Annotated in this window: 16 protein-coding genes; 10 read left to right on the top strand and 6 right to left on the bottom strand. The window is 40.5% G+C overall.

The genetic code is table 11. The features are described from left to right. Window positions 1-636, bottom strand: coding sequence for an RNA 2'-phosphotransferase (locus J2746_RS08490; protein WP_209619169.1), 636 nt, complete (start codon window positions 634-636; stop codon window positions 1-3). Between the two features lie 269 nt (window positions 637-905). On the opposite strand from J2746_RS08490, the gene J2746_RS08495 reads away from it, so the two are divergent. From J2746_RS08495 to J2746_RS08525, 7 genes are all read left to right on the top strand, one after another. Continuing rightward, window positions 906-2036, top strand: coding sequence for an OB-fold nucleic acid binding domain-containing protein (locus J2746_RS08495; protein WP_209619172.1), 1131 nt, complete (start codon window positions 906-908; stop codon window positions 2034-2036). Between the two features lie 218 nt (window positions 2037-2254). Beyond that, window positions 2255-2863 carry a CBS domain-containing protein gene (locus tag J2746_RS08500; protein WP_209619175.1) on the top strand — a complete coding sequence of 203 codons (609 nt, stop codon included), beginning with the start codon at window positions 2255-2257 and terminating at the stop codon, window positions 2861-2863. Then, window positions 2856-3062 carry a hypothetical protein gene (locus tag J2746_RS08505; RefSeq protein ID WP_209619176.1) on the top strand — a complete coding sequence of 69 codons (207 nt, stop codon included), beginning with the start codon at window positions 2856-2858 and terminating at the stop codon, window positions 3060-3062. Before J2746_RS08500 ends, J2746_RS08505 begins: the two co-directional genes overlap by 8 nt. Before the next feature lie 519 nt (window positions 3063-3581). Further along, the gene (locus J2746_RS08510; protein WP_209619179.1) at window positions 3582-4427 is read left to right on the top strand and encodes a CBS domain-containing protein; all 846 of its coding nucleotides are present in this window, start codon (window positions 3582-3584) and stop codon (window positions 4425-4427) included. 36 nt (window positions 4428-4463) lie between these two features. Next, window positions 4464-5240, top strand: coding sequence for a CBS domain-containing protein (locus J2746_RS08515; protein WP_209619181.1), 777 nt, complete (start codon window positions 4464-4466; stop codon window positions 5238-5240). Window positions 5241-5256: 16 nt separating this feature from the next. Further along, window positions 5257-6423 (top strand): RNA ligase, encoded by a 1167-nt coding sequence (locus tag J2746_RS08520; protein WP_209619183.1) that lies wholly within the window; start codon window positions 5257-5259, stop codon window positions 6421-6423. A gap of 51 nt (window positions 6424-6474) precedes the next feature. Then, window positions 6475-7512 carry an EF-Tu/IF-2/RF-3 family GTPase gene (locus J2746_RS08525; RefSeq protein ID WP_209619185.1) on the top strand — a complete coding sequence of 346 codons (1038 nt, stop codon included), beginning with the start codon at window positions 6475-6477 and terminating at the stop codon, window positions 7510-7512. Between the two features lie 29 nt (window positions 7513-7541). Here the strand turns inward: J2746_RS08525 and J2746_RS08530 are convergent, their stop codons facing one another. Continuing rightward, window positions 7542-8051 (bottom strand): hypothetical protein, encoded by a 510-nt coding sequence (locus J2746_RS08530; RefSeq protein WP_209619187.1) that lies wholly within the window; start codon window positions 8049-8051, stop codon window positions 7542-7544. Window positions 8052-8061: 10 nt separating this feature from the next. Next, window positions 8062-8805, bottom strand: coding sequence for an RAD55 family ATPase (locus J2746_RS08535; protein ID WP_209619190.1), 744 nt, complete (start codon window positions 8803-8805; stop codon window positions 8062-8064). 121 nt (window positions 8806-8926) lie between these two features. Here J2746_RS08535 and J2746_RS08540 point away from each other — a divergent pair, with 121 nt between their 5' ends. Then, on the top strand, window positions 8927-9961 hold the full coding sequence (locus tag J2746_RS08540) for a stage II sporulation protein M (protein WP_209619194.1): 1035 nt from the start codon (window positions 8927-8929) through the stop codon (window positions 9959-9961). 34 nt (window positions 9962-9995) lie between these two features. Here the strand turns inward: J2746_RS08540 and J2746_RS08545 are convergent, their stop codons facing one another. The 3 genes from J2746_RS08545 to J2746_RS08555 form a co-directional block, all read right to left on the bottom strand. Continuing rightward, a complete protein-coding gene (locus J2746_RS08545) occupies window positions 9996-11033 on the bottom strand; it encodes a methionine synthase (protein WP_209619197.1) in 1038 nt (345 codons plus the stop codon). Between the two features lie 124 nt (window positions 11034-11157). After that, complete coding sequence (locus J2746_RS08550) at window positions 11158-11463, bottom strand: hypothetical protein (protein WP_209619200.1); 306 nt, start codon at window positions 11461-11463, stop codon at window positions 11158-11160. A gap of 233 nt (window positions 11464-11696) precedes the next feature. After that, window positions 11697-13628, bottom strand: a complete 1932-nt coding sequence (locus J2746_RS08555; protein ID WP_209619202.1) for a sodium:solute symporter family protein — start codon at window positions 13626-13628, stop codon at window positions 11697-11699. Window positions 13629-13926: 298 nt separating this feature from the next. Here J2746_RS08555 and J2746_RS08560 point away from each other — a divergent pair, with 298 nt between their 5' ends. Next, window positions 13927-15210, top strand: coding sequence for a DNA double-strand break repair nuclease NurA (locus tag J2746_RS08560; RefSeq protein WP_209619205.1), 1284 nt, complete (start codon window positions 13927-13929; stop codon window positions 15208-15210). After that, complete coding sequence (locus J2746_RS08565; RefSeq protein ID WP_425342643.1) at window positions 15191-17029, top strand: ATP-binding protein; 1839 nt, start codon at window positions 15191-15193, stop codon at window positions 17027-17029. The genes J2746_RS08560 and J2746_RS08565 overlap by 20 nt, the downstream gene beginning before the upstream one ends. The last annotated feature ends 69 nt before the right edge of the window (window positions 17030-17098 follow it).

A 17098-nucleotide genomic window follows, 5' to 3' on the forward strand; every position in this document is an offset into this window, starting at 1 on the left:
TCATTCCCCGGATTCTACTACGCTGATATACTCAGGCGGAATTCCCCTTGCAAGAACAATATCATCGTTTACAGCAACGATGTCAACTCCGTCCTGCTGGGCCCCTTCTGCATCAACTTCAAGAATTACAGGATTATCTGTGTGAACTGAAGCTGCTTCTTTTGCTTTAGAAAATGATGTGCTCAGGTGCACATAACATTGCCTGATAGGATAAATACCATTATCAAGAAGCATGTCTACTTCTTCCTGGCTTACGCCATAATACAGATAAGAAAGATCGTTCTCAGGATAATCGGACATAAGGTCAACTTCTACAGAGTGTCCATATCTTGCCCTGATAAAACCGTCCTCTATTTCGTAACGTCCTTTCCTGTCAGACTCAACAAGAGAAATAAGACGTTCCATGGTTCCCCACTTATAGCGCTTTTTCATAACTCTGGAGAGCTGGTCCAGTTCGACCCATCCCTGGGGGTCCATGTCTATGCCCACATCTTCAGGGAAGTGTCTTAGTGCACCGGAAACAAACCTTCCAAGTCTCTCTTCCCGATCATCATCCAGCACATAACGTCCTTCTTCTCCACAGTCAGGGCAACTTTCTCCCCTGAAATAGCCATGCTCTTTACATTTACGGATCATGATATCTTGCAAATACATCTCATAATTAATATAAGTTATTAAAATAACGCAAGAAACACTGAACTATCTTAAAAAGATAAGAAAGATATACATTCAAGAGATACAAAAGAAAATGGAGTAAATATTAGAGAAACGGGAAAGTTTTCGTTACATTAATTTATCTGGAACGATACTATGTCTAGTTTAGTAAAGAAGGATGAATACTTAAGATAAAAGTAATTAATTACATTAGGACTTTAAATCACTTTACTCATTTTCAGGGTATTATTATGGACGAGATCAACGAAATATATGAAAAACTGGGTGGCGTCATCAGCAAAGATGATTTTACAAGCAAGGTGGAAGAAAAAGTAGAACAGATGAGCGGCCTCTGTGACACCAAAACTGCAGCTATGTTGGTTGCACACGACCTTGGTGTCAGTGACACAGGCGGGGAACAGCAAATAAATAAAGTTTCAGATATAACCCCAAACAGCGGTAATGTAAAGCTCATAGCCAAAATAATGACTGTATTCCCTGCAAAGGAATTCAACAGGAACGATGGTACAATAGGCAGGGTTGCAAACCTTATAGTTGCAGATGACACAGGATCAATACGTCTTACCTTATGGGACGAAAGAGCAGATCTTGTAAAGAACGGACAGATAGAGATTGGCCAGAACTATCAGATCGCAGGATACGTAAAGGAAGGCTACTCTGGTGTAGAGGTTAATATTGGTAACAACGGTGTATTCTGTGAAACTGATGAAAAGGTCGAAGCCCGCATCGAGTCAAAACAGATCAAAGATATAACTAACGGAATGGGAGACATCAATCTTCGTGCTAGGGTACTTGATATCTCAGATATCAGAACCTTTAATAAGAGAGATGGGGGCACAGGCAGAGTTGCAAATCTGCTCATTGGTGATGAGACCGGTAAAATCAGAGTGACCCTCTGGGATGAACTCACTGATTTCACACAACAGATAGAAGTCGATGATTCTGTGGAGATCCTTAATGCCTATGCAAGAGAGAATAATTTCAACCAGCAGGTGGAAATGCAGGTTGGAAACCGCGGAACTATTAAAAGAACAGAACAAGAGGTTGAGTTCAAAGAAAGCTTCACTCCGATCTCTGACATAATTCCTGGAGAATCATATTCAATCACAGGACAGGTTTCAGGTCTTGGAGAGCTCAGGGAATTCACACGTGATGATGGAACAGAAAATATGGTTTCCAACATCTATGTATCAGATGATACCGGCAGGATACGTATCGCACTGTGGGGGGATCATGCAACACTTGTAGAGGAAGTTGACATCGATACTGACATTGAGATAATAGATGCATATTCCAAATCAGGATTCAATGATGAGATCGAACTCAGTGCAGGAAACCGTACAAGAATAAACATTCTTTAATAATTTATACCACCTGTTTCCGGAAGGCTGGCAAAGCTTATCCGGAAAGGCAAATTTTTTTAAAAAACGCCATCTTTTGACTTACTTAGCAGTACCTGCTGCACAGTGTATTTAGACCTTGTAATCCACGAACACCTATATATACAATAAAAGTCCAATTTTATTTAGTGGACTATAGGTAATTGATTCCTTTAATCCAGGATTCTGGGGTACGTCTTATGGTCTTGAATGTTCATGATGATATGGAAACCGATGTCTCCATAATGGAGATTCAAAATGAGATGTCGGTCAGGGAAATAATGTCCAAGGATACTTTTGACATTGATGTCAATGCCAGTGTTCTAGATGTTGCGAACAAAATGGCAGGAAGTGGAACTGGATGCATTATCGTAAAAGAGAATGATGACAGCATCGGCATCATTACTGAGCATGATATTTTAATAAAGACCGTATCCAGGAACGTATTGCCCTCTGAGATGACAGCCGGTGAGATTATGTCATCCCCTATCATAGCAACAAAGCCTGTGACAAATATAATCGAGGCTGCTGAAATGATGGTCAAGTCTGAAATCAGAAGACTTGCTGTGATGGAAGGAGATGCAATAGTGGGAATGATAACGGACAGGGACATACTAGCCATAGCTCCGGGTCTGAACACTATTCTGGAAGGACTTATCGAACTGCATCATGAAAACAACATCCAGCATCAACCGGAACTTGAACGTGGCATTTGCCAGCGTTGCGGAACTCTGGTAGACAGCCTGACGGATGTAAACGGATTGATGTTGTGCGAAGACTGTAAAGAGGAAGAAGGTTACTATGACTAGTTCTGACTGGTCAACTGATAAAGGACACTTCAAGCTGGTGAAACAAATGTCTGTCCCGATATATACTAAAAAAATAAATGTATCGATCTTCAAAGCAACACCTGTGTTTCGGCCGGGAAAAATTATGATATTCTGGCATTCAGTGTTAGCTGGATTTACTGTTATTGCAGGCAGACACAGTATAGTACCTGAATACTAAAGCAATATCTAATTGCATATCAGGTAAGATAATTGTTAACCAAGAGGTTTGAATGTCTTTCACAAAACATCTGGACATTATATAATAAAAATTCCAGTTATTTTGTGATGTTATGGAGCGCAGTGGTTTAGTTGAAAATCAGAAAACAGGTCAAAGAACTGGAAAAGATAAACATTCGACCCCGGACAAAAGACCAAAAAACACAAAACTCCATAGCCATAGCTATGCCTTTTGGAATTATAATCAGCAGACAGAAAGACGCTGCTGTATCAGTTCACGCTAATTGTTAATCAGGAGGTGAAGAAGAAAACCCGGTATTAAGCGGGAATACCACAATAAGTGGTGGTGAAAAACAACGGGCATAATCATTTGGGAATTGTCCGAAAAGGCAGAGTTGAGATCAAAGAGCAGGCAAAAAGCCAGAGGAAAGAGGCAGAAGCTCTTTGCAGAACAATAATTTAAAAATATCCTGCAGGTCTGGACGTTTTTAAGTTCAGGCTTCAAAAAAGGAGGAACAACATGAATGTGAAGGACATTATGAGTTCACCGGTCTTTACCATAGCACCGGAAGAAACCGTAGCACATGCAAGAAAACTTATGCTCAAGCATAAGATCAGTACCCTTGTGGTAGCTGAAAAGGAAGAGATGGTTGGTATTGTCACAAAGACAGACCTCGGAAGGAGACTCGCACAGGCCGAACCAATGTGGAGAAGGAGGCCAATTGACAAGATACCGGTGAGAATGGTAATGAATGAAAATCCTATTACGATATACCCAGGGGCAACACCAGCTCAGGCCAGTGAACTGATGATAGAGAATGGAATAAACTCACTTGCTGTTGTAAACAGAGGAGTGCTTGGAATAGTAACAGGAACGGACATTATGAAGTATTACTCCGGGCAGGATATTAAAACAAAGGTTTCTGAAGTAATGTCAGATGACATTGTGTTCGTTCACAGGCACCATACCATAAACCATGTGATGCATGAAATGGAGGAAAACCAGACCAGACATGTAATAGTCAATGACGATGCTGATGAAGCAGTGGGAATCATAACAACAGGCAGTGTTGCATTCAATCTCATGTCAGATAATGAAGGAAAACTCCCTTCAAAGAACATCAAGATGACAAGACGTTCAACACCTGCAGGGGTAAAAGAATATCGTTATGTAAAGGAAGTACCTCTTGTTGCGGAAGATATCATGTCAGAGCTACCACATATAATTGACATAAATAACAAGGCAACAAATGCAGCAAGAATAATGCTTTCAGAATATACTATTGCCCTTCCTGTTGCTAACGGCGATAACATCATAGGCCTGATCAGCAGGCGTGATATAATCAGGGCAGTACAGCAAGCATAAGCAGACCATAGAAACAAACAAAGAAGAGGAATTAAAATGGAAGTAAAGGAAATTATGTCAGAACCGCTGACCGTAGATAAGTCAGACACTATTTCCCATGCACTTGACATTATGGACAAGAAGGGAACCAGACGTCTTCTGGTAAAACACGATGGGAAGCTGCTTGGAGTGCTTACTATGAGAAACCTTACAAAGGAGCTCGGAACACGAAAGAAGGGAAGTAAGCCTGCTTCCTCCCTGCATGTTGCCACAGCAGTCTCTGATAATTTCATAAAGGTACTGCCAGACACAAAGGTAACTGATGCTATCACACTTATGATCAAGAACGGTGGTGTGATAGTTGTCGTAGAAAATGAGCAGATAGTTGGATGGGTCACTCCTAACGAAATACTCATGAATAACAACTTCAGCGGATTTGCAGGAGAGATCATGCAGAAGAATCCGATTGTTGCAGGGCCTGCAGACCGTGTCAGTCATGTCAGGAGAATAATGCTTGACAACAATATCGGAAGACTTCCTATTATAGAAGGGGACAGACTTGTGGGAATGGTTACTGAAAAGGATATTGCAAAGGCAATGCGCTCTTTCCGCGACCTTGTTGAAGGAAGCAAGCAGGAAGCCCGCATAAAGAATCTCATTGTAGAGGACATCATGAAGATGGGAGTAAAAACTGTTTACACCAATGACACTACAAGTGATGTAGCTAAGAAGATGCTCGAAGAAAATCTTGGCGGACTTCCGGTTGTGAACCTTGAAGGACATCTTGTAGGACTTATAACAAGGAGGAGCATCATCCGGGGAATGGCAGAGTAAAACCAGGAGTTTGGTGATGAAAAACAGCAAAATATCAGAACTGGATGTTGAAAAGGTGGCGGAGTTCCTTGAACTCCCACCTTCTAAAATTTCCGAACTCATAGAAAAAGGGAATCTGAAACGTAACTGGGACGAATATTACGACATTTACAGGTTTCAGGGACATGCACCTCAAATGGAAGATGGGACAGTTCTCATCGACCACCATGGAAGTTTTGAGCTGGTCCGCGGTTTTCCAAAGATCAAAAGGGCAATGCTTCTTGAACCTGCTATTCTTAAAAACTTCAAAGAAATACCCTCTGTTGTCGTTGAAGAGAAAATGAACGGCTATAATGTCCGAGTAATAGAATTCAGAGGAAAACTAATTGCATTTACACGCAGCGGTCATGTGTGCCCTTATTCTACAGAAAGGGTACAGAACTTTTTAGAACCGGATTTTTTCAGGGAACATCCAGACCTTGTGGTCTATGGAGAAATGGCAGGACCGGAGAACCCATACGTTCAAAAAGATGCTTATGGAATAGAATCTCTTGATTTCTTTGTTTTTGACATACGTCACAAGGATACAGGAGAAGCTCTGCCAGTCAACCAGAGAAGAGAAATTGCAGAGAATTATGGTTTCAACCAAGTAAGGCTCTTTGGAGATTTCAGCATCAAGAGCGCTTCTTCAAAAATAACAGAAATTATACGTGATCTTGGAAAAGAAGGACGGGAAGGAGTTGTTATCAAAGATCAGGCAATGGTATTGCAACCAGTGAAATACACATGTTCCGAAAGTAATTGTTCTGATCTAAGGCAGGCATTTAAATTCTACAATGAAGCAGGAAGGGATTATCTCTATTCACGGGTTATTCGTGAAGGATTCCAGTCCCATGAGTGGAATGAAAACGAAGATGAATTCACACAGAGATGTCTGAGGCTCGGAGAAAGTATACTCCGCCCCATGAAAAAAACTATTGAAGAGGTAGAAAGTGGAGATAGGATATCCGATGATTTCCGCATACGTGTGAAAGACCGGGAAATTATTTTCAAATTCAGAGATTATCTCGACAGATTCGGACTCTATGTTGCCCTTGAAAAAATAGAGAGAATCGGAGACGAATATGTGGCTGAGATCAGAAAAGTGAACAAAAGCACAAATGATAAGACACTTGCAATGCTAGAAGGACAGTTGTGGTCATGAAAAAGACATATATCCGAATAGATTAATTCGTAAACCACACAAGGTGCCTATATGACAAAGATTGCTATCATCGGAAGTGAGAAAAGCGGTAAGACAACTCTTGCCGGAAAGCTCGGAAAGAAAGGAAACGTCACTGACATAACAATGTATGATTATGCCAAGAATGACAGGATACTCACAACCATTGATGCCACAGGTTATCCGACATCTGTAAAGTCACTTATCACAGCACTAAACCTTTCTGATATCGCACTTTTATGCATCCCTCCGGAAGGACTTGACCCTCTGGCAGCGGAATGTATCATTGCTCTTGACCTTATGCAATACAAACATGGTATTGTGGTCCTCACAAAGGCTGATACTACATATCCCTATGCTGTTGATGAACTGAAAGCCAAGCTTCAGAATGTCACCAGGGGAACAGCTCTTGAGAACTGGGATTACATCTCAATATCCACAACTTCTTTTGAGGGAATGGAAGAGATCAAAGAGCTCATTTTTGACATCGGTGCTAAAGTAGAAACTGAGCAAAGAGAACTTGACGGACTCAGTCCCAGAATTATGATAGACCAGTCATTCAACGTGACAGGTATCGGATGTGTGGTACTGGGTGTTGTAGAACAGGGAACTATCAACATTAAAGACAAAATGCTTGCTTATCCCACTAAGAAAGAACTTGAGATCAGGTCAATACAAATGCATGATGTCGATGTCAAGTCCGCTCCTGCAGGTGCAAGGGTAGGACTTGCACTGAAAGGTATTCAGTCCAAGGACATTGACAGAGGATATGTTGTGTCAAATGAAGAGACCGTTGCAACAGATTTTATACTCAAATGCGGAGTTTCTCCTCTTGCAAAGCCTTTCAACGTAAATGATATGTTGCATCTCTACGTAGGGCTCCAGTCCTCACCTGTGAGAGTTACAGAAATACTGGAAGAAGACAGCCCAGTTGAGACAGCAAGTCCTGGAAAACAATATACATTAAAACTTGAAGGTTCCAAAGAAGTATCTTACATTAAAACCGACAGGTTCATTCTTTCAAACCTGGATGAAAAACAAAGGTTCATTGCCTACGGGCATGAACAATAAATATCTTTTTTGAGCTTACATCGGATAATTCACTTTTTCCTGGGTGTCAGGTGTTTGGCACCATTGAGAAATGAAGGTCTGTCCACAACTTTGGCTCTTTCTATATTATCCGGCAGTTCCACGAGATCCGGTTGTTTTATCATATCTGATGAACTGGAAAAAGTATAATCTGCCCTGTTGAATCCGGAATTAATATTTGATATCGCATACTCTTTTTTGTTCCTTTCAATTGTGAAATTTGGAGAAACTTCCGGTTCTTCAGTAGAGACAACCTTAGAGAGACCTGATTTAGTATCGCGATCCTTTGCCTTTGAACCTTCATCTTTTCCGATATTATAATGTTCTTGTACAAAATCCTTGAGATCATATTCTTCAGCATAGTTGTACAGATACATCAGCTTATCCCGAACCCATCCGATCTCAGAATGGCGATGATAACCTACTTCATACCCCAGCCTACGTGAAGCCTCCGCTAACTGCATTTTGTAATCATGAGGAAGTTCTTTCTTCTCATCCGGTTTTTTGAATATTCTTACCATAGTACAACCATCATTCAAGATAGCCTTCTACTTTCAGTCCTTTTTCCGAGAAAGCAACGCTTCTCATATTACAGTCATGTTTTGTACCACGCATCTTGATAACCTGTAAAGCACGGGTCATGGTCTTATCATAAAGGAAATTATGCATGAAAATCACACCATGTGCGGCGAACTGCTCAGTAGAATAGGCAGTTGGGTCGGTCATCTCAGATAGTATAAGTGTGGTGCATCCCAGTTTCTTGAGATTACGCATGAATCTGTTCATTTCTTTCTCTTGGAGAGAAAGATCCCTTGTTGTAAAACGAATTGCAGATACGGAATCAATTACAAGCCGCTTAACATCGTATTCTGAAACATATGCGGCTATCTCATTGAAAACAATTGAAGGAGAAGGTGCATCACTTTCAATTGATGTTGTGCCTACATCATAATCCGTAGTTATGAACTCATTGACTTCATCCATATATCCGTATTCCATACGTGGACCAAGATCAGCAAACAAAAGTTTCTTCATCTTGATCAGCCCTGGAACATTCATTTCATAATTTGACATATCGTTAATGATGTTCTGAGGACATTCCAGAAGGGTAACATATAACCCTACCTCTCCTTCACTTGCGCCCTGTGCGAGGAACTGAACTCCAAAAGTTGTTTTTCCGCTTCCGGGAGGACCGCTGAGTACGTAAACCCTTTCCGTAAGCAAGCCGCCCTGTACCAGGTCATCAAAACCCTCTATTCCTGTAGGTATTCGCATTGATATACTTCCCAAACTTGATGAATAGTAATATACTAGTGTAGTAATATAGTAATACAATTATATAATGTATAAAGTATTTCAATGCATCGATGAATAGAAATAATTAAAAGTGCCGCACATGATAAATGAGGAAAATAAAAATATTAACAGATTCAAGATCGGTGCAAAGGATATCAAGTGGACAATAAAAGTGTTCCTGTTGTCCGTTCTTTCTGCATTTATCCTTGCAATGATCGCTTACATCCTTACATTCATGACTGCAGAACCTGAACCTGCAAGTGAAGTAATAAGTGATGTTATCATGGGCACAGCTTCAGCCGCAACATCCAAAGTGACAGTAACTTCCACCTACATCAATCCCATGTGGGCAATCTTTTTCTTTAATAGTCTTGCAGCAGGCTGTGCAGTTATTGGTACAGGACTTTTCATTATGGTCCATAAGCTGTTACTTGGCGATATAGCAATGAGGCCGAAGAACCGGTATTATGCCGGCCTTTCTATTCTTATGGAGAAAGCCATGATGCCCTTATACCGGGCACTCATTACAATCGCATCAAGGCTTGACAGAGATTTGTTACTGATAAAAAATGAGAAAAACAATAACGAAGGTACGATCTGGCAGTATTGTGGTTACGGAAAATATGAGTACCGCATGTTCTCATACATCCTTCCATTCACAGTTCCTCTCCTGATATTACTTGTCAACGGAGTAATTATGGGAATACTCCTGGCATTCTTTACTTTCAACGGAGCACTGACCGGATTTGAACTGTTTGGAGAGAAGGGAGCAATAATCGGACTACTCTACAATGTTGTCTATTTCTTTATTTCAATACTACCACATGGAATTATAGAAATTCCAGTAATATTGTTGGCAGCCACTGTTGGATACCATTTCGCATACATCCAGTCACATGATGTAGTCAAAAAGGAACTTTTTAACGGAGACAAAATTGAAAGTCTGCTTGAGGATTACGGGTACGTTGAGAAGAGCATAAAAGAATACCTTTTTTCAGCATACGCATGGAAGATGGTTGTTTTCATCACCCTGACACTTCTTGTTGCAGCGTATATAGAGACCTATGTTACACTTGGAATAGTGGACAGAATTATGACGGTGATGGATTCTATTATTGAACCATACATCGCATAAAAAACAAAATATGAACTAAAAGAGAGCAGAAAAATTATTTAGAAGATTGCCTAAAATCAGCCATACCTTCTGCAACATTATTCAATAACTGAGCAGCGATCTCCTGTGATGGCCATGAACCCAGACCGCAATCCGGACCTGCGTATTTTATACTCTCACCGAACATGGAATATGCCTTTGAAAGTCTCTTTGAGATAATTTCTGGTGTTTCCATGTCAGTTATGATCTCAGGGAAATACTGGGTTTCTTTCCAGACATTGGTATTGTATTTGTCATTGAGGACTGCAACCAGGTTGAATACATCTGTCCTTGCAATTCCCACTCTCAAGTAGGAACCACTGTCCTCAAGTTCTTTTTTGTCGATAAGATCAAGATAAGAAGGTGTTGCTGCGGATTCAACACCTATGACACTGATATTCTCGGCCTGAGCTGCAAGCTTATAGTGGAGTGGGGAATGCAGGTGTATCTCAACATCACAGCCGGCTTTTCTGGCAGATTCACAGGCAATATCCATGGCTTTAATAAGATCATTGTCAGAGAACATTACCTGAGGATTGATACCTATACTGGGTTCATCAATTGAAACAGTTCTTATGTTGAAGTTCTTTGCACCAGAAAGTGAGTTCTTAACAAAACGGTCAACGCTCTCACCCAGAAGGTTAAGTATATCCACATATTCGGTTCCACCGAATTCCTTGAGATAAAGTTCAAGTGGACCAGTAACACAGACACGGACATCAAGTTTCTCACCGTGTTCTTCCCTGTATGTTCTCGCAACTGTTTCAATGGCTTCGAGTTCAATGATGCGGGCAGAGTCAGTTTTAACCTTAAAAGGTTCTTCTGTACATTCAGGATCCCTGATTATAGAAAGAAACTGCTCGTTCATGTCCTGATATTGAGGATAAGTCGATACTTCGACTCCTGATTCAACTTTCATCATGAAAGCATCATTTATGACCTTGAAAAGGTCTGTATCATTTCTATTTTCTGAGAACTTTCCATTCATCCATTCTTTGGATATACCTTTCGGAAGAGGAAAACTGCCAATGTCATCATAGATTATCTCTGCCATGCCATTCTTATTTGCCTGTATTTCACTTATAATTTTTGAGTGTAGATCCTAAAGTCAGAGTCTGGCATAAATATTGTTAAAAAACGAAAAGATAGAAAAGAGAAAGAGACTGACAAAAAGCCAGTTATTTTTTGAGAGTAGCAGATATCTTTGATACGTAATAATTGACACACATCTGGGAATAGTCCAGAGATTTAGGTGACATGTGGGAGATAATCTCATCTGCACCTCTTTTTGGAGTCTGGCTGCTATCTGGCATCCCATACTTTTCACGATGATTTGAAACTTTTTCAAGCATTACATTCTGAAAATCAATAACATCCAGTTTTTCTTCTGAGCTCAGCTCATCAAAACCCTTTTTTAAAGAAGTGAGTTGTTCCCTGTTCTCTTCGGTCATTTCAATATCTAATATAGGATTTTTTAGTTCCATAGGTACCACAAAAGAATATATTTGAGTTACATTAGATATACTTTTGGTAATTATATTTATTTAATATATATGAAGTGAATATTTACATGGCATACTAATTTTTGAAATGAATGCAATGAGTGAGAGAAAAATAATACAGGATTTGTAATAAAAGAAGAAATCAATAATACACAAAAAAATAATTGCTTCGGATAAAATACCGAAGCTTAAAGTTTTTAGAACTATTTCTCAGTTTAATTCTCTGCTGGCAATGTCAACAGTAATCCGATGTTTGCAAATGCCTCTGCTGCCTGCTTGAAAGCGATAAGGAATTCCTTTTCACTCAGATCAAGGTCAGAAGCCAATGGTTCTGCTGCAAACCATATTTCCTTTTCAGTGTCACCACGGGTAAGTGAAACACAGGCAAGCATGTCAGCCTTGGTAAGCCTGTAAACAGAATCTCTTCCAGTTGGAGTTACCCAGGATGGGTGTATATTTTTGAGTTCGTTTACAAACCTGTCCCAGTTGATCGTTGCAGATGCTTCAAGATTCAGTTTGACAATTGCACGGTCTCCTGTAACTTCCTTCTCAATTATCTTGACAAGCTTCTTGTATTCAGGATCTGACTCATCAACGATCATAGCTTCTTTCTCAAGCTTCTCTGCTTCATCCGCAAAGAACGGAGCAAGGTTTACTGCACTGGATGGTTTGGTTGCCAGTGACACACCAAAGAAAGCTATTCCACTAAGAAGCATACCAACTATCACACCGTGGTTTGAAAGCACCGGGTGGATAGTATCAAGATAAGCAGGTGAGAGTGGCGGAGTGTTTGCCAGGTCAACTGCTGTTAATGATATCTGTGCCACTGCACCAACGATAAGTCCGGCAAGAGCACCTTCCTTTGTTGCACGCTTCCAGAAAAGACCTCCCATGAGAGGGAAGAAGTAGGATGCACTGGCAATGAAGGTTGCAATGTGGATAACATCGATTATACTCTGAATATAGAATGAAAGTACGGTTGCAAGAGCCACAATAATAAGAACACTGATCCTGTTTATCGTCATCATCTGCTTCATTGTAGCTTCAGGGTTTATGTATCTCTGGTAAATGTCACGAGAGATACAGGAACCACCTGATGTTGCAAATGTATCTGCAGAGGACATTGCTGCCGCTGCAAGACCAACAGCACAAAGACCAATTGCTATTGGTGAAAGAGTGCTCACAATGTAGACAAGTAGAGCAGGTTCTGCTGCTGCCATTGCACCCATTCCGATCTCTGAGAATGAAGCCGGTATCTCAGGATAAATATGGTTAAGACTTATTGCAATTGCTGTACAGGCAACTCCGAAAATGAGGAAGATAAGGAATGAACCAAGAATCATACCGTTCCTTGCAGATTTCTCATCCTTTGCCGCCCATATTCTCTGCCACGGATCCTGTTCTGTGATCCAGCCGGGAATTATGGCAAAAATGGCTATAAGCACTGCCGGAACACCAATTACAAAGGGATTCCACCATCCTGAAGGTACGTCACCGAAAAGGTCTGAAGTTGTCATTGCAGGTGCATCAGCGGCCCCGGATGTTGCTGCACTTACAAGTACAAATGCAATGATAAGTGAGAATGTTGCAAGCATGATGAACTGTATCATATCAGTCCAGATAACCGCGGAGAAACCTCCGAGTGTTACATAAATTGAGATGGCAAGAGCCACAATTGCTGCTGCGTATATTGGTTCAAGACCGAAAAATACGCTGAGTACAAGTGAGAAACCTTTGATGTCGGCAACAGCGAAAAGAGCCATTACTATTGCAATAACAATGGCTACCGGCGCACGAATTGAACTGCTGAATCTCTGTTCAAGAAGTTCAGGTTGTGTAATTGCAGGCAGATGCTTGATTTTACCTACAAGCAGGGCGATCAACAACAATGCAAGAATGTTCGGGGCTACAAAACTCCAGATGGAGCCCATTCCAAGCAGCATGTAAAGTGCAATAACTGATAGAATTCCACCAGCAGTCATCCACGAAGATGCTGCTGAAAAACCAACGCCTACAAAACTGATCTTACGGCCTGCGAGCCAGAAATCAGTTATGGATTTCTGTTTTTTTGTGAAATAGAATCCTATACCTACCAGCCCAAGCAAATAGACTGCCATTAATATAAGGAATATCTGATAACTTTCCATAATAACTACCTCTTGTGATTGAAAGACACCGACAGATACTGCCGAAGTCATTTATATATGTGTATTAACTCTTATTATAGTAAGTATATAAGGGTTTTCAAAAAATAGAGTTTATGTTTAGACAATTTTATTTACCTTTTATAATGAAGATTTATCTCATGATAGCGATTTATGAAAAAATATTCAGAAATAGGAAATTAAATTGATTTAATAAAATTATCAAAATCACCCAATTTCATAGTTTGTAATTCCACTTCCTATCCAAAATAATATTATCATTCAGATACTATTATGATTCATGACCCTTGAGCCGGTTCACATTAAAGAGATACATGAAATAGTCGACCGAATTGATACCTGTTTTAAAAAAGACGATGATGACTGCGAGGATATTGAAAATATATCGAATATCCTGAAGCGGCTCAGAAAACTGGAATACAACGGAAAAGTTGTACTTAGATCCATCGGACCTGTCAGACGTGGGAAAGCAAGTATCGAAAGGATGCTTCAGTCTGAAGACCCGTTCCCTCTTTCTTATTCCTGTGACAGCGGCAGCACAACTGCAAAAACATTCGATAACGGTCTTTATGTTGATTTCTGTCATTGTGCCATGGCAAGCACACCTTCTGACCTTGAGATACATAGCAAAAGGACTATCGTGGCAGCAGCTTACACTGCCAGTGACAAGGTGTACATAAATACCAGCAGAAACTGGGAATTGTTTGATGAGGGCTCAGGGAGAAAGAAAATAATACGTATCCAGCCCGGTCTGCTGAACAAAAAAGTAACAGATATACTTCACGATGTAGCCCTTTACCTGAGTGAATCTGAGCACATACTCTGGATGCTGGATAAGATAAAAAGTGAGGGTTTCTTCATAATGGATGGTCCCATCTATCCTAAAAGAGTGATGTACTGGATGGTTGTTAATTCCGAGGATGTAAACATCCGTATTGATCCAAGCAGCAACAAAATAATCCAGAATTATATCGATATAATGGACTATCATATTGAGAATATGAGACCTCTTGTTGGTTTTGTTAAAAATCCAGAGGACATGCAAATCATGCTTGCCCTGAAAAAACAGGATGCAGAAATTGATCTGCCATGGCTTGTTGATGCACAGTTTTTCAAAAATGCACTCTCGCTTGAAAAAACCGGCATGGATAGAAGAAAAGCAGAGAAATACATAACCTATACCAACTGGTTCATCCAGCCAAACCAGTTCTATGAGAAAATGCTTAAATCCACCTCTCCTCTGGTTGCTGAAATGGCAAGTGGTAAATTTGAACCGGAGGATTATGCCCTTAGTTTCTTCATGGCGTATGTTCCGAAGCTTAATACCATTTTTAAAATTGAATCTCCATATGGATTGATAAAAAGCGATGAAATGAGAATCAGGATCACAAGAAAAGTGCTCTATGACCTGGCAATGAACAGCATACCAAAAACATTGTCAAAAGCAGATTCAATTGCAAAAATACCTGTATCTGAAAGGCGTCACATCATAGACAGGTTCAGGAATTCAAAGATAGATATTAATTATAACGAAATCAGATGGGATGAAAAGGATGAGAGATGAGGATATACTTTCTTTTGCCAGCAAGGGTGAAGAGAAAACAAAAAGTGAGAGTTATTCTGCTGAATCCACTGGCCTGGATAATTCAGAAAAAGATGATCTATTTGAGGAATTCGAACCCGAAATATCGGCTTCACCTAAAGAGAACGGAGTTTCAGATGATGCCTTCGGAATAATTACCACTGGAATTGACCCACTTGAGATAACAGAAGCCGGAGCAAGGATCACAGGATATATTACTACATCCCAGCGCCGGAAAGTGAGACTTGGTAAATATGCAATAGTACCATACGGTGACGAAGACCTTTTTGCAAGAATATGGAAACTCCAGTACCTTCAGGAGTTTGCAGTTGATGATGCAACCGAGATTCATTCCCGCAGGATGCTTCAATCCAATACAACTGAAGAGGTTGATTACAAATTCCTGGCTTACCTTGACCCAATCTGCATCCTTTACGAATCAAATGACAAAGAAGGTGTTCTTTCCAGAAGAATGAGCGACAGAATACCACGTCCAAATACTCCGATCCTCCCTGTAACTGATAAAAAGAAGATACAGACAGGTCTTAATATTCCTGAAGAAGGAATCTTCATGGGACACCTGAGCGTTGGCGGTGAACTTGTCAAGACACATGCTGTGCCCCCCACAGTTCCGTATTACCTGAGAAATGATTACTCAATGGGTGACCCACTGATCTTCAGGCACATGCTGGTGTGTGGAAGTACTGGAACCGGAAAAACATTCCTGACAAAGAACATCCTGCGACAATTCATAAGTGAAAATAACCGTTACAAGCTCCGTGGGTCAGAGGAAAGGAAAAATCCATGTCTTGTGATAATGGACCCTCAGGACGAGTATTCTCAGCTTTTTGAGGACAATCCTGAGATAACAGAAAGTGATGAGTTCACATTTGAAGTTGAGGATGTCAATTTTGGAGCCTGCAGGAACACTAAAACCTTTGTTTCAAAGGTCAATGGTGAAGCTTACACCGGCAGGTCAAGGGCAGAACAGATAGAGTTCACAATTCCTTTTGAAATGGTAAAGAATAATTCATGGCTCATTGCACCTGTTGGTATGACAGAATTGCAATACGTAGGAGTTGACCTGCTGCTGGAGGATTACTTCAAGAAACCCGGACAGCATACTTATAGCGGTTTCATGGACTTTATCGATAATGATGTTACCAGAGACCTGTATGTTGAAAGCGGCAAGATACACGAATCATCCTACGATGGTATCGTGCGCAGAGTAAAGAATCGTGCTCTTGCAAGAGTGTTTGACCAGCCTGCAAGACCGATAAGTGAGATTCTGGGACAGATTTTCAAACCCGGACAGGTTAGTGTGTTCCCAACCGAATACATCACAAACTCACGAATACGTGACATTATTACTCTCACTTTGATGAGCACAATAGTCGATAACAAACTGAACACTTCAGGAGAAGCTGCTGTAAAGGAAACTCCGATTATCCTGGGACTTGATGAAGCCCACCGCTATCTCGCAAAAGCAGGAGGAGAACACTCAAGAAGACTCATCTCCAAGTTTGCCGATGCTGCACGTCAGGGAAGAAAAGAAGGACTTGGTCTTTTCCTTATCACACAGGACCCACAGGATATTGATGATACCATTTTCAAGCAGATCAACACGCGTGTGATTCTTAATCTCAGTAATGATGCGGCAATCAGTACAATGAAGGTGAAAAAGGAATTTGAGAAGAGAATTCCTTACCTGAAAAAAGGACAGATGATCGTGCAGAGTCCTGATAACAGTGATATGGTTGAGATTATGGGACTTTCACGGTGTGTTGTGAAGCATGTATGACCGGATTTGTAAATTGAATTCCATTCCTTAAGATATATATTTGCTTTTTGAATTTTATTTAGAAAAGCA

The organism is Methanolobus bombayensis (assembly GCF_017873415.1).
Classification (GTDB): Archaea; Halobacteriota; Methanosarcinia; order Methanosarcinales; family Methanosarcinaceae; genus Methanolobus; species Methanolobus bombayensis.

Coding starts and splice junctions, on each gene's coding strand:
- J2746_RS08550 (WP_209619200.1), bottom strand. CDS start 11,463: ATGGAACTAAAAAATCCTATATTAGATATTGAAATGACCGAAGAGAAC.
- J2746_RS08530 (WP_209619187.1), bottom strand. CDS start 8,051: ATGGTAAGAATATTCAAAAAACCGGATGAGAAGAAAGAACTTCCTCAT.
- J2746_RS08560 (WP_209619205.1), top strand. CDS start 13,927: ATGACCCTTGAGCCGGTTCACATTAAAGAGATACATGAAATAGTCGAC.
- J2746_RS08490 (WP_209619169.1), bottom strand. CDS start 636: ATGATCCGTAAATGTAAAGAGCATGGCTATTTCAGGGGAGAAAGTTGC.
- J2746_RS08545 (WP_209619197.1), bottom strand. CDS start 11,033: ATGGCAGAGATAATCTATGATGACATTGGCAGTTTTCCTCTTCCGAAA.
- J2746_RS08505 (WP_209619176.1), top strand. CDS start 2,856: ATGACTAGTTCTGACTGGTCAACTGATAAAGGACACTTCAAGCTGGTG.
- J2746_RS08520 (WP_209619183.1), top strand. CDS start 5,257: ATGAAAAACAGCAAAATATCAGAACTGGATGTTGAAAAGGTGGCGGAG.
- J2746_RS08535 (WP_209619190.1), bottom strand. CDS start 8,805: ATGCGAATACCTACAGGAATAGAGGGTTTTGATGACCTGGTACAGGGC.
- J2746_RS08525 (WP_209619185.1), top strand. CDS start 6,475: ATGACAAAGATTGCTATCATCGGAAGTGAGAAAAGCGGTAAGACAACT.
- J2746_RS08500 (WP_209619175.1), top strand. CDS start 2,255: ATGGTCTTGAATGTTCATGATGATATGGAAACCGATGTCTCCATAATG.
- J2746_RS08555 (WP_209619202.1), bottom strand. CDS start 13,628: ATGGAAAGTTATCAGATATTCCTTATATTAATGGCAGTCTATTTGCTT.
- J2746_RS08515 (WP_209619181.1), top strand. CDS start 4,464: ATGGAAGTAAAGGAAATTATGTCAGAACCGCTGACCGTAGATAAGTCA.
- J2746_RS08540 (WP_209619194.1), top strand. CDS start 8,927: ATGATAAATGAGGAAAATAAAAATATTAACAGATTCAAGATCGGTGCA.
- J2746_RS08565 (WP_425342643.1), top strand. CDS start 15,191: ATGAAAAGGATGAGAGATGAGGATATACTTTCTTTTGCCAGCAAGGGT.
- J2746_RS08495 (WP_209619172.1), top strand. CDS start 906: ATGGACGAGATCAACGAAATATATGAAAAACTGGGTGGCGTCATCAGC.
- J2746_RS08510 (WP_209619179.1), top strand. CDS start 3,582: ATGAATGTGAAGGACATTATGAGTTCACCGGTCTTTACCATAGCACCG.